Here is a 13,851-nt window from a genome sequence, read left to right as displayed (position 1 = left end):
CCTCATGGACACAGTTTGGTGGATTGTCAGACGATTTATCCGTTTGAGTATCGTTAACCTATTGCGAAATAGCAGCCGTAGTACATGACCTAAAGGCTGCCGATGTTATGTTGGATTGACTACCGGATTAAAGTTTTGATCAAAAAACGCACGCGTGGCCTCAGTACAGGCTGGACTGACTAGCCCGCCATGATAGTTGGTATAAAAGGCTATGAGCGGTATATTGCCTTGCGCCTCAGCGTCAGCTTTTACCTTTTCTACGCTCTGACTAAAGCGAGTCTGTACGCGGACTCTGACCGCCTCTGCATCCCAAGTATTCATGGCAGCTTGGCCAATCAAGCTCAGGGTCTGCTGATCTGGGCGCTCGTCAGCATTGTCGATATCGACATCGAGCACGGTAACATTGAGGTTTTTGGCTGATTTTTTTGCCGCTGCTTGCAGTAGCGTGACCATCGAGCCGGTATTGGTATCAAAATAAACGGTTGGATCCTGATTGCCACCGCAAAGCAGTGTCGGCATGGTCGGCACATAGCCGCGCAAATCGTTGTCTTTTAATGCCTTACGTAGAGTGTTTTTAGGCATGGCCGCTGGCAGACCATCGCCATTCTTTGCCCACAGCCCATCAGGATGTTTGTCGGTATCAGCGACATAGGCTGCTCGAAAATCTGTCTTAATCAGATAGTCATTTTCATCATAACCACCCAAGATAGAAAACAGTTTGCCTTGCTCTAGTCCTGCTAGCCTAGGGTCACTAGGATTTTGTTGAAACAGCGCATTATTAGGCAGTTTTCCCGTATCGACTAGCTCACCAAATGGTAATTCATTTGGCAGTTGCGCATTGGCATATTTATCCAAAAATATGTCTGATTTTTCATTATAAATATTGCCATATTTTTCTTGTAGGCCACTGCCAAGTAATGGCGCAAACCTTGAGGCACCGATATTGACGTTACCTCTAAATATCTCATCACCAAACGCTGCTAGCGCATAAGGCCCCGAAGATGGCGCGATGGCTGTCACTGGTTTTTCTTGGGATTGTAGCAATCTGGCCGTTGCCATCGTGACATAGCCGCCTTGCGAGTAGCCAGCGATAAATAGCTTGCCTGAATCCGCAATATCACGGTAATTGACCGCATTGGCACGCTTTTGCCGCGCCATGATATCGCGCGCGCTGTCTAGGGCGTCGACCATGTCTGTCGACTGCTGCTGAGCCACAAGGTAAGGATGATAATCAAGCGTGGAGTCATCATAGCCTGCATAATTGGGTGCGACAACGATATAGCCTTGTGCGGCAAAATTAGCAGCGATTAAGTTGGCTTCGCTTACCGCAGGATTTTGGATATTACCCACTTGCGCAAAGTCATAAGACTTGTCGGTGGTCGTACCATGGGCATATAATAGCAGCGGGCGCGCGCCTTGGCATTCAGGAGCATCGCCTGTTGGCAACATCAAAGCCGCAGTAGCATTGGTATCTTCGTCTGCAGCACCCTTGGTATCATAGCTGACCTTTTCTATGGTAACGCCGCATTTGGCTGCGGGCGTTGCGGTACTACCCAGCCCAAAACTGCTGTCTACTTGAGAGGTGCTAAAGGAGTTGATAAATTCAGCAGTGGCTGATGAGACGATATCAACATCATTGTCAAAGTCATTGTCATCGCCGCAGCCGACCAGCCATATACTACTGGCGATGGCGACTGATAAGACACTGCGCATCGCTATCGGTTTGTGAGTCGCTGCGCGGCCGCGCCGTGAGTGGGGAGTGATCATAATGGCTATCCTTAGCAGTCAAAAGCGGTAAAAAATTGTGAAAAAAAGCGCCGTGCGTCCTTGGCAAGTGATGATACATTTATACCGCAAACACTACCGAAAAGCTACCAGAAAACAGGCGCGACAGAACATCACAAGCACCAGCCATACCCGCGTTGAGTATCGACAAGCCTGCTTAGCCTCTCATCCCGCAACCGATGATACCAAGCGCTTAAGCACACTCAACGCCAACAATCACCTTCTACCGATAACAATATGACAAATATGGCAAACGACAACGACCTCAGTCTCAGCGACATGCACGCATCTTCCAAAGTAAAAACCAAGACCACCACTGGTGCCACTGCCAAGCCAGCAGCAGCCCCTCAAAGCCGCAGCGAGCGCACAGATCGCAGCTTTGATGCCATCGCCGATCATTTTGAAAAAAAAGTCTACGGCGGATTAAAGGGTGAGATTAGGCTGGCGGTACTACGCCGTGATATTTTTGAGTATAGCACCCAAATGCGCCAGCGCCTTGGCCGGCCACTACGTGTACTGGATGTGGGCGCAGGTCTGGCACAAATCGCCATCGAGCTGGCCGCCCAAGGGCATACTGTGGTAATTAATGACATCTCCGCCAACATGCTTGCCAAAGCACAGGCTCATGCAGCGCAGACAGACACGCCTCTTGATATTACCTGGCATGTCTGCCCTTATCAAGAGCTACCAGCTAAGCTAAGCACAGAAAAGTTAGATGCAGAAAAGTTTGATTTGATACTATGTCATGCGCTGCTTGAATGGCTAGCAGAGCCTGCCGGTGTGATGGATTTTTTTGATCAGTATTTGATGCCCAAAGGCGCGCTGTCACTGTGTTTTTATAACCCAGCGAGCTTTGATTATCGTAATTTAATCATGGGGAATTTTAATTTACTCGACAATAGCGACTATAAAGCAGACAACGTCAAGAGCCTAACGCCCAATCATCCAGTCGCAAAAGAAGAGGTCGAGACTTGGCTCGCCGCGCATCGTTATCACGTCATACGCAGCAGTGGTCTACGCGTGTTTCATGACTATGCCCCGCTCAAACGTGGCGGACACACAGACCCCGAGGCGGTGATACGTATGGAGCTACGCTATTCACAACATGAGCCCTACAAATGGCTGGGACGCTACCTGCATATACTGGCAACACGGCAAGCCTAACCTGCTCGCTTGCTCAGTCTTGCCGAATATCTGCAAACCGCTCTACGCCATCGTACTCTGACCATGTGGTGGCATTGACGTCCTTTTCATCGAAGACAACCACATGCTCAAGTATGGGCAAAATACCGATGTGTGAGCCTATCTCATGATTGTGGTGGCTGGCGACCAAAGACAATACCGTCTGGCCATCATCCAACTGCAAACGGTATAGATAGTTTGCACCGCGAAACACGCGGCCAACCACCAATGCAGTCTGCGTACTGTCATCGTCATGAATGATGTCATCAGGGCGCACCAGTACCTTGATCGGTGTGCCATTTGGATAATCATACTCACAGTACTGCGGATAGCCGGCTTCGTCGTAGACTTCCATACGGCGATAGATATCACCCAGCGCTGTCTCGACGTGCCCTTCTTTGATGATGCCATCTATCATCGCGCCTTCACCGACAAACTCAGCGACAAACGGACTGACTGGCTCATGATATAGCTCACTTGGCGTCGCCCACTGTACCAGCTTACCTTGATGCATCACCCCAACTTTATCAGCAATAGCAAACGCTTCGTTTTGATCATGCGTGACCAGTATCGCAGTGGTGTTGGTGCGTTTGAGAATATCACGTACACTCATCGCCAGCGACTCACGCAGTACCACGTCTAGATTAGAAAACGGCTCATCAAGCAGTAGTAGCTTAGGTTTTGGTGCCAGCGCTCTTGCAAGCGCCACACGCTGCTGCTGACCGCCTGATAGCTCATTTGGGCGTTTGTCCGCGTGCTCAGTCAAGTCAACCAAACTTAGCATCTCAGCCACGCGGGCTTTTTTGTCGGCGGTAGACCATTTGTTCAGACCAAACGCAATGTTTTTTGCCACGCTTAGGTGACCAAACAACGCATAGTCCTGAAACACCATACCCATGCCGCGCTTGGCTGGCGCAACGGCAAACGACTTGCGCGCGCGCTTATCTGTCAGGCGTTGATTGCTCAGATAAATACTACCACCGCGGCTTTGCTCAAGTCCTGCAATGGCACGTAAGGCCGTGGTTTTGCCACAGCCACTATACCCCAAAAAACACCCAATCTCGCCCTGCTGTAACGTCAACGACAGACCATCGACGACGACCGTATCGTCATAACCTACGATGAGATCTTGGACACTAAAATACGGCGACGCTGCGCTATCTACTTGGTCTTTTTGGGAGTTCGTGTTTTTAGCTTTATGGTCTTGGCGGGCGTCTATCTTTTGCGGTGCCTCATCGGCTTTTGGTGCATCTCGCTCGACAGCCGCATGCGCCAGATTATGGGCTTTGATAACTGGGGCGTTTTTTCGGTGCTCAAGACGCGTCTTGGCTTGTATAGACTTGGCCTTTATACTGCTGGTATGGATAGATTTAGATTCTGATGGATCATGGATTGAATCAGTGTACATAAAAGGTACCAGTTAGCGATAAAAAATAAAACTTTGGGCACGCTGCGCGCACATACAGATGAGCGCTAAAAACAACTAAGATCGTACTGTAGCAGGTTTAAAGGACTCAGGCCACACAAGTCATAGACCGCATGCTAAAACCGCATGCTGATAAAGTGCATAACCCCTACTGTCCAAAACTGCTGTTAGCCTTGTTTGTCACTTTGGCGCAGCAATATCCATACTGGTAGCAGCCCAACCAACACGATTAAGAGACTTGGCAGCGCAGCTCGCCCCCACATGCCCTCGCTTGTCATCTCAAACACCCGCACCGCCAGTGTATCCCAGCCTTGCCGCCGCGTCATCAAAGTGATGGGCATCTCTTTCATCACCTCAACAAAACCCATGAGCAACGCTGTCAAAACCCCGGGGCTTAATACCGGCAGCATGACCTGCCGCCAGCGCTGATAAGCACTGTCACTGAGCAGTTTGGCCGCCGCTTCTTGATTGACCGTCAGGCGCTGCAACTGGCGATCGACAGGCTGAAAACTCACCGTCATAAAGCGCGTCGATAGAGCCAGCAGCATCACAATGACGCTGCCTGACAATATCTGCTGCGAGGTGATACCAAAGGCAATCATCTGATTGTCAAGCCATGCAATGGGAATAAATATCCCCACCGCCAGCACCGTACCTGGTACCACATAGCCTAGGTTTGCCAAGGTCGTCATCAGCTTGGTTGTTTTGTCAGGGTACTGACGCTTGATCCACGCGATGATAATCGCCAAAAAGGCAATAAACATCGTGGTCATACTCGCAATCATCAGACTATTGGTGACAAAATCGATATAACGAGCATCGAAGTCTTGACGAAAATTGGCCGCCGTCCAGTAGATAAGCTGCAAAAACGGTATCAAAAAAGCCAGCGCAAACACCAGCGCGCACAGCAGCGCCATACCCAACTTAGCAGGTTTGCTCGCCTCAAAACGATGACTACTGCCTTGAGTGACAGCAGTGCCGCGCTTGGCCTGCCAATACTGCTCAAACAACACCACGACAAAGACCACACCAATCAATAACGCGGCAAGCTGCGCGGCCGTGGTCAAGCTAAAAAACCCAAACCACGCCTTGTAGATCGCAGTGGTAAAGGTATCGACATTAAACACCGACACCGCGCCAAAGTCCGCCAAGGTCTCCATACTGGCCAACAGTAAACCACCAATAATCCACGGCAAGGCTTGCGGCAAGGCCAAACGAAAAAACACCTGTCGACGGCTCAGCCCCAGCATTTGACCAGCTTCAATCGCCCGCCGACCTTGAGATAAAAACGCTTGACGCGCCAGCAGATATACATAAGGATAAAACGCCAGCGACAACACCAGCCCTGCGCCCCAGACATTTCGCACGGACGGAATCGCCGTACTTATGCCCAAATCACGTAAGGCGGTCTGTAACGGTCCACTAAAATCCACAATACCGACGGTCACAAATGCCAAAACATAGGCAGGTATCGCCAGCGGCAACATCAACGCCCACGAAAAAAACCGCTGGCCAGGAAAGCGGTACATACTGGTCACCCACGCCAAGGCAGTGCCGACTGTCCCAGAAATAACGGTGACCATCATCAATAAAATAGCGGTGTTTTTGAGCACTTGTGGCAGCACATACTCACGCATGTGTGTCCAAATATCAGCGACAGGCTGCGTCCAAGACAACAGCACGATCAAAATTGGCACCAGCATAAACAACGAAATCAGTCCTAAGACTGATTTTGAAAGAATACGCTTACGCAAAGTGTGGTCTTGATTGACTGCTGAATGCCCGTCACTCATATCACCATCGACGATATCGCTTTGACTTACAGACGCATCTGGCGTTGTGATCATATCATTATTACCGTGTCATACTTATAGAGTCCACAAAACAACAAATACCAATCCCAAAGAAATTTGAGATTGGCATCAGTCATTGAGATCTATTTATAACCCGCTTTATCCATCATCTGAATGGCTTGGGTTTGCAGCTCACCAAATTTTTGTACATTGATGTCGTCTTTTTTGAAGCTACCCCATGATCTTAGCATCTCAGACTCATCCACGCCTTCTTTGACCGGAAACTCTTTGTCCGAGCTGGCATAGATTCCTTGGGCTTCATCAGAGGACAACCATTCGATCAGCTTTAGCGTGCCATCTGGATTGTCTGAGCCTGCGACCACACCGGCACCTGAGACGTTTACATGCGTACCAGTGGTGCCTTGATTGGCCCAAAATATTTTCACTGGGAAGTTTGGTTTTTCGTCCAATATACGGCCATAATAGTAGCTGTTGGCGATACCGACCTCACACTGACCCGCCGCGATCGCCTCTAGCATGCTGGTGTCATCACTGAACACATCTGTGGCTAAGTTAGCTACCCAGCCGCGGATGATTTCTTCGGTTTTTTCTGCGCCCAAGTGCTCAATCATGCTAGCAACCAATGATTGGTTATAGACTTTCTTTGAGGTACGTAAGCATAGCTTGCCTTTCCATTTTGGATCAGCCAAATCTGCATAAGTTGATAATTGATCGGCGCTGACCTTGCTTGGATCATAAAAGATCGTACGAGCGCGTAGTGACAGCCCTGTCCACTGGCCTTTTGGATCACGATATTTGGCAGGGACATTGTTTTCAAGTACCGTCGAAGCCACAGGCTGGAGCAGGCCTTGCTGAGCGGCTTGCCATAAGTTGCCCGCATCGACGGTCAATAGCATGTCAGCTGGCGTGTTCTGGCCTTCTGCTTGCAAGCGCGCCATTAGCGGGCCTGTCTTGTCCGTTACCAGCTCAATTTTTACGCCTGTCTCCTCGGTATAACGATCAAGCAGCGGCTTGATCAGCTGCTCATTACGAGAAGAATAAATAGTAATGGTTTGACCATCTGCACTTGTGGCACCATCGGTGGTTGCTTGCGGCGCAGTGCTCTCGCTGGCCGTAGTCTCAGCGCTCTCTTCTGTCGTTGAGGAATTACTACAACCCGCTAGTCCGAGCATCATGCCACAGACGACAACAGGTAAAGTAAGCTTAGAAGCAGAACGCGTAGCGCTGATGGTGTTCAATGACATGGTTTTCCCCATAATAGTGCTATAAAAAAGGTGAGATAGATAAGATGGCGACGATATAAAATGGTTATATTATCAATAACAACACTTGCTGCAGTGCGGATCGCTGACACAAGACGTTAATAATCATGTTAGACATGTCAAACATGTCAAAATAGTCATGCCAGCTACTAGCAAGTTCTGTTACTGACGATTGATAACCCCTAAATATATGGAAACAACATACTAATAGAAATGAGATTAATTATCAATACATTTGTTTGAGCGAGATTTAGCCCCCATCTCGGCTCATTTTTGCCGTATTTCTAGGCCATGCCTTGCCAACACAGACATAGCAGTTAGAGCAACCACTGACCCAAGATGACATTGACCGCCGCCTCAGTGCGTAAGATACGTGGGCCAATGGTGACCGCTGTACAGCCTTGCTTGGCAAGTAAGTCAATCTCGTAATCTATCCAGCCGCCCTCGCTACCGATACAAACCAAGCTCGGTAGCGCCAGTGATGACGGCTGGACGTATTGGGCAAATGATTGCGCGCTGTAAGGGTGCGCCACGATGGCACGGCAAGTGATCAAGCCCGCCAGCTCATCTTCGACAAACGGCTTAAAACGCTTGGCCAACGTGATGCGCGGCACGATGGTATCGACGCCTTGTTGCAGCCCCTCTAAGACAAACTCATCCAAACGATCGAGCATCGGGCTTTGCCAGTAGCTTTTTTGGGTGCGGTAGCTATTAATCAGGACGATATGTCGCACACCTAGCGCCGTCATATCCATGATTAGGCGACGTAAGACCTTAGGCCGTGGCAGCGCCAACACCACCGTCAAATCAAGCTTTTTGGGCGGTGCGCAGCTCAGCTGTACATCGCATAGCTCGATTTTATCAGAGTGCATGCTTGCTATCTGCCCCGTACCGAGCTGGCCACCGAGCTGGCCTATTTTCAGCCTATCTCCGGCGGTGGCGGCCAGTACTTGAGTGACGTGCGTGATTTGCGCCGCGTCATCGATATAAGCGGTGTCTGCTGAAAAGTTATCGCTGGGCAATAAGATACAGTTCATAAAGGCTCTTGATGCGACTGCTGGGCAATCACTTCTTCTATCATGGTCACTTGACGGGTCAGTACGGATTGTTGTTGTCTGGTCAGCCGCTCGCCTGCAAGCCCTGCCCGTTTGGCCAGTGCCAGATCATAAAGCCAAGCGGCTAACTGCTGGTAAATCAGCGCAGTTTCCGCACGGATGTCGCCAGCAGTCTGGGCGGCTGACGCGCATGCCTCGTCTGTAAGACTAGCTGGTGCCGCCGTGTCAGGAGGATTATGCGCGTGAGAGGTCGTCACAGGACGATAAAAAGCATTGTACGGCTGATACAGCGCCCCAACCTCAGCGAGCTTGTCGACCACGCTTTGACACGACTGCGTATAGCGCCCCATGATGATAGGCGTGGCCACACTTGCCGGCTCCACAGGATTGTGTCCGCCGATATCGACGAGCGAGCCACCGACCAATGCTACATCAGCAAGCTGATACCATATCATCAGCTCGCCCATACTATCTGCCACATACACTTGCGTGGCTGCCTCAATCGCCTCATCACTACTGCGCCGTGCCATCGTCAATGCCGACTTTTTGACGAGCTCGGCCACCTCATCAAAGCGCTCAGGATGTCTGGGCACGAGTACAATCAGCGTATCGGTCAGTGCCGCCTGTGACAACAATTGCTGCTGTAGTGACAGGGCGATTTCTTCTTCGCCGCTGTGAGTGCTGGCCGCCACCCAAATCGGACGACCGGCGACTCCAAATCGCTCGGCCAGACTCATCTGATCGCTGATGTTACCGTGCAGCGAATTGCTTTGCTCATCTACGCGCGGCTCACTGGCGCTGCTGTCCTGCTTTGGCACATTGATGACCCATTTTAGCGAGCCTGCCACACGGATTTGCGCACTGCTGGCACCGAGCTGCCGAAAGCGCTTAGCAGATTCGTTATCTTGCGCGATGATTAAGGTAAGGTTTTTCATCATGCTACGACTGACAGCAGCGATTTTTTGATAACTGGCAAAAGAAGACGCTGAGAGCCGGCCATTGACCAAAATACTGGGAATACGCTGCTCGGCCAATTTAGATAAGATATTTGCCCACAGTTCTGTCTCGACAAACAATGCCGCTATAGGCTGTACATGGGCCAAAAACGTCTCAATCACGACAGGGCTATCGACCGGCACATAACTATGGCTCATCTGGCCTTGGGCAATCTCAACAGCAAAACGGCTGGCACCACGGGCAAAACCCGTCTGAGTGGTATTGGTCAACCATATCTGATAACCCGCTGCCAATAACGCCTCCAGTAGTGGCGCGACCGTATTGGTCTCACCCAATGAAACCGCATGACACCAGATGACGCCGTGATGCGTCACATTATCGCTCACAGCTATAGGACGTGAGGGATAATGCTTACCAAAGCGCTGCGCTACTTCTTGCTGATAGTTGTCGCGCTGGTGCGAGCGTCGCCATACTTGCAGTCGATACAAGGGCTTTAGGACATTGATGGCACATTGATAATAAAATGGCGGCTGATACACCGCATGATTAAGCCCTGATACTGAATCAGATCTCTGCGAAACGTGCTCAGATGGCGTAGGAGAAGATGACATAGCGTCGCCCAGATTGGTAATGAATCAGATTATATGGTCAATCCACTATAAAAGAATGACAGTATTAAACGCGCTTGAAGTATTACACATACCAATACACTCGTATATGTCTGTACTTGGCTGCTATGAACTTTTCGATTGAATCAATGATGACAAAATGGCAATAAAAAACGCGCCAATTCTACCTCAATTTGACACTAAACAACACGCCTTTAATCACTGCCCGCCATAAGTATAAGCAGTTCAAAATAAAAGGTATACGTTAAGAATTGCGTTCTGCTGGTATAAATTTTTCTCGCTTGCTGTGCGCTTTGCACTCCAGAGGCTTCAAAAAATTCATCCCAGCAGTACTGTGTTCTTTTTAGATTGAAACGACTATATGTTAAACAATGATAAATATCAGTATCGCCACCATAACGACAGCAGCGAGCAGCAACTGATAGCGCTTACTACTATGTTGCTCTTGTTTTTGGGTAGTGATCAGCGCTTGCGCTTGCTGCCACTGCTCGAGCACACTTGCCGCTTCTGCATGACCATTTTTTGCCGCTTGCTCGAGCCAATATTTACCATTGTCGATATCTTGCGCCACCCCCAGCCCTTGGTAGTACATCTTACTTAGCAGACGCTGGCCACGGCTATCGTTTTTGCTTGCCGCTTGTTTGACCCATTCAGCGCCCGCTGCCAGCGCCGCCTCTATCTCGGCTGTGACGCCTTCGCCGAGTAGCTCATACATTGCCAGGCGTAGCATGGCAGCAGTATTACCCGCCTCTGCTGCGGTGTGTAATTTGAGTAGTGCTTGTTTTTTTACAGCCCAATGCTTTGGGGCAAATTTCACCTGCGCGCGCGGTGTGTTTTGCTTGGCGATGTACTGCTCGAACTGCTCTAGAATGCGACTGGCTTGCTGATAGTCTGACTCGCCAGCGCTCTGTATGACCTCAATTTCCTTTAGCTCAGTCATTAGTTGAGTAAACAGCTCGGGCGTAGGCGATAGTTTGGCGCTTGGTGCCAGTGGTTCCAATGGTTCTGGGAATGATTGGGGTGCTTGGGATGATTGAGGCTTTGAAAGCTGGAGCGTTGAAGGTGCTGGTTGCTGAGTGCGCGGCGAGGCAGATTCAGTTATCAGTGATGCGTCATGGGATAAGTTACTGATTGGCGTTTGTGCTTTATTGCGCGATACGTCACTGGAGGCAATTTGGTTATCTGCCGTGCTCGCGGTACTGACGCGCGCGCCTGCTTTTGTGTCACCATCGATACTGACTTGGCGGTCTTTGCTATCGATTCCAGCAACGCTATTGCGACTGTCAGTGTCCTTATTCGTAGTGATGCTGTCTTTGGTAAAAGATGGCGCGGTATAGAGTGCATCAGTGCCATGAATGCTGGGCGTATGTGCCGCAGGCAATCTGGCGCTCACCGCTTGATATAGTCCGCTTGCCACTTGATCACCTTGCACAGCAACAAAGGGGCGATCGATATGGCCAAACAGCCGCAGCCCGATAGGCTCTAACGCAAAAAACAGCGGCGGCTTATCTGCCTCAGTCCCCTCAGTCGCCTTATTATCCTCACGATAGACGACCGCCATATGCTGATAAAAATCCTCACGAATGAGCGCAAGCTCAGGATAACGCTTGCCTAATTCAAGCTGCCCGTACCAGTGCGGCGTCTGCTGCCAGTGCTGCGCCAGCACGCGACCTGCATAAAACGCCAAAAACACCATCAAATTGCGATAGTGCTCATCAACCAGCAGCATCTCTTCAGACCAGCGCTCTGTTTTGATCAGATCGCGGCGTATCTGAGACAGCAAGGTATCGACGCGCTGCAAGCTTGCCAGCGACTCATCCAGCATACAAGCGCGCAGCTGACTTTCATAAGCCATACCGCCTGCGATAGGACGATTGGCCAAAAAATCCTGCCAATAGCCAGCTGCCATATAATCAAGGGGCGTTACGGGCGATGCAGCCATAAACCAGCGTGTCCTTTATTTAAATATTCAAAAATTTAGTCAAAAATCGGTAACACAGCGCATTTATCAACCTGCTCACTTACTAAGCGGCAGCGAGCGCCCGCTTACCTTATCCTAAAATACTACAGGCTACAATAACGGACTAAACAGACGCACCACGTTATCAAACAGTCGCTCCGCACCATGCCGCTGCTGCCACGCCTCAAGACTCACATAGCGACAGCTTTGTAAATACACCTCTTGACAGTCTGCCACCTGTGCGACCATCTCTGGCGTATAAATCGCCAAGCTGACCTCCATGTTTAAATAAAAGCTGCGCATATCAATATTCACCGTCCCAAAGAGACAATAGTCATCATCGACGACCACCGTTTTGGTATGCAACAGCCCGCCTGTAAACAAAGCGATATTGACCCCCGCCTCTAGCAGCTCTTGATAATACGCTTGTGAGGCATGCTGCACCAAAAACGAATCGACCTTTTCCGGTACAATCAGCGTCACCTCGACCCCGCGCTTTGCGGCGATGGTCAGCGCTCCTGATAGCGCCTCATCAGGCACAAAGTACGGCGTGGTAATGCGAATGCGTTTATTGGCACGATGAATGACCGTCACCAAAGTGTTATAAATCACATGTGCTGTGACTTGCGGTGCTGAGGGTATGAGCTGCGCCAACACGCCTTTTACGATTGGTTTTTTGGGTATCACAATCGACGTCGAGCCAATATCTGGCTGCTCGTGATAATCAATGTGATCGCCCAATACTTTTACGCGACTATTTAAGTCGTTGATGGTCGGATCCATCACATAGAGCTTTCGCGTATAGTTATTGACTCGCTGATTGAGCGCATCTAGGTTTTCGTTGTTTTCGGCGCCAATATCGGTCACCACCACTTTTGCCATCGCCGTCGCGATACTAATCGCTTGCTGACTGGTCGCCCGAATCGCCACATCAATCCATTGACCGACATTTTTGTTCTGTTTAAAAAACCTTGGGTCCACCAGATTAAAGCTACCGATATAGCCAATATACTCATCAATCACCACAATCTTGCGATGATTACGCAAATCAGAGCGCTTAAAGAGCGTCTTAAATAAGCCCACAGGAAGCGACTGATGGACAAACACCCCCGCCCGCTCAAGCGTACGATGCGCGCTACTATTAAAAAAGCTAAAGCTGCCCACACTATCGGCCAACAGATGACACTCTACCCCGCGCCGCGCCGCCGCCGCCAGCGCCTCTATCAGCTCTAACACCTGCCCTTTTGGATAGACAATATAGAACTCCATAAAAACAGTCCGCTGAGCGGCATTGATATCATCGATTAAGCTGTTAAAGATTGCGCTCGGCTCTGTCAACAGCTGCATATTGTGATCTGGAAACACGCCAAACCCTGTCCAGCGCGTCCCTATCTGACTGACGCCGCGATAGTTGGGCGGTAGCAGCTCTTGACCTTGATCAAACACCAAATGCTCACGCCGTGCCATATCATTCATCAATAAACTGGCTTGATCCACCCGCTCACGATAACGGCGGCCAATCATCGGCTCACCCAACAAAATATAGGCGATAAAACCAAACACCGGCAACGTATAAAGAACCGCAACCCAAGCGATAGACACGCCGATATTGCGCTGCACAGATACGATACGCAGCGTCATTACTATCATCAGCACAATATGCAATACCAGACCCAGTCCGGCAAAGTCGCCCCAAGACCAAGCCGTAAAGTACTGTTCAATAGCAAAAGTATCTATGCTCGCCTCCAACCACTCAGATAAAATCAATGACCTTTATAAAA

General features: G+C 50.0%; 9 protein-coding genes. 1 reads left to right on the top strand and 8 read right to left on the bottom strand.

Annotated features, from left to right (window positions below):
* Positions 1–105: 105 nt before the first annotated feature.
* The gene (locus CAP50_RS04490; protein ID WP_100749171.1) at positions 106–1,767 is read right to left on the bottom strand and encodes an alpha/beta hydrolase family protein; all 1,662 of its coding nucleotides are present in this window, start codon (positions 1,765–1,767) and stop codon (positions 106–108) included.
* Between the two features lie 264 nt (positions 1,768–2,031).
* On the opposite strand from CAP50_RS04490, the gene CAP50_RS04485 reads away from it, so the two are divergent.
* Positions 2,032–2,949 (top strand): methyltransferase domain-containing protein, encoded by a 918-nt coding sequence (locus CAP50_RS04485; RefSeq protein ID WP_241900645.1) that lies wholly within the window; start codon positions 2,032–2,034, stop codon positions 2,947–2,949.
* A 13-nt stretch (positions 2,950–2,962) separates the two neighbouring features.
* Here the strand turns inward: CAP50_RS04485 and CAP50_RS04480 are convergent, their stop codons facing one another.
* The 7 genes from CAP50_RS04480 to CAP50_RS04450 all read right to left on the bottom strand — a co-directional run bounded on the left by CAP50_RS04480 (position 2,963) and on the right by CAP50_RS04450 (position 13,837).
* Complete coding sequence (locus tag CAP50_RS04480) at positions 2,963–4,375, bottom strand: ABC transporter ATP-binding protein (RefSeq protein ID WP_198411591.1); 1,413 nt, start codon at positions 4,373–4,375, stop codon at positions 2,963–2,965.
* Between the two features lie 185 nt (positions 4,376–4,560).
* Entirely contained in the window at positions 4,561–6,240 is a 1,680-nt protein-coding gene (locus CAP50_RS04475) for an ABC transporter permease (protein ID WP_100749170.1), read from the bottom strand.
* 89 nt (positions 6,241–6,329) lie between these two features.
* Positions 6,330–7,451 (bottom strand): extracellular solute-binding protein, encoded by a 1,122-nt coding sequence (locus tag CAP50_RS04470; protein ID WP_100749169.1) that lies wholly within the window; start codon positions 7,449–7,451, stop codon positions 6,330–6,332.
* 335 nt (positions 7,452–7,786) lie between these two features.
* Complete coding sequence (locus CAP50_RS04465) at positions 7,787–8,506, bottom strand: 16S rRNA (uracil(1498)-N(3))-methyltransferase (protein WP_100749168.1); 720 nt, start codon at positions 8,504–8,506, stop codon at positions 7,787–7,789.
* On the bottom strand, positions 8,503–10,092 hold the full coding sequence (locus CAP50_RS04460; RefSeq protein ID WP_100749167.1) for a 3-deoxy-D-manno-octulosonic acid transferase: 1,590 nt from the start codon (positions 10,090–10,092) through the stop codon (positions 8,503–8,505). Before CAP50_RS04460 ends, CAP50_RS04465 begins: the two co-directional genes overlap by 4 nt.
* A gap of 382 nt (positions 10,093–10,474) precedes the next feature.
* On the bottom strand, positions 10,475–12,052 hold the full coding sequence (locus tag CAP50_RS04455) for a tetratricopeptide repeat protein (protein ID WP_100749166.1): 1,578 nt from the start codon (positions 12,050–12,052) through the stop codon (positions 10,475–10,477).
* Between the two features lie 129 nt (positions 12,053–12,181).
* Positions 12,182–13,837: a cardiolipin synthase gene (locus CAP50_RS04450; RefSeq protein WP_241900644.1), complete on the bottom strand. Its 1,656-nt coding sequence runs from the start codon at positions 13,835–13,837 to the stop codon at positions 12,182–12,184.
* Between the last annotated feature and the right edge of the window lie 14 nt (positions 13,838–13,851).

Source organism: Psychrobacter sp. L7 (assembly GCF_002810365.1).
Taxonomy (GTDB): domain Bacteria; phylum Pseudomonadota; class Gammaproteobacteria; order Pseudomonadales; family Moraxellaceae; genus Psychrobacter; species Psychrobacter celer.
The sequence above is the reverse complement of the archived record's forward strand: the minus strand, read 5'-3'. Positions and strand labels throughout refer to the sequence as shown.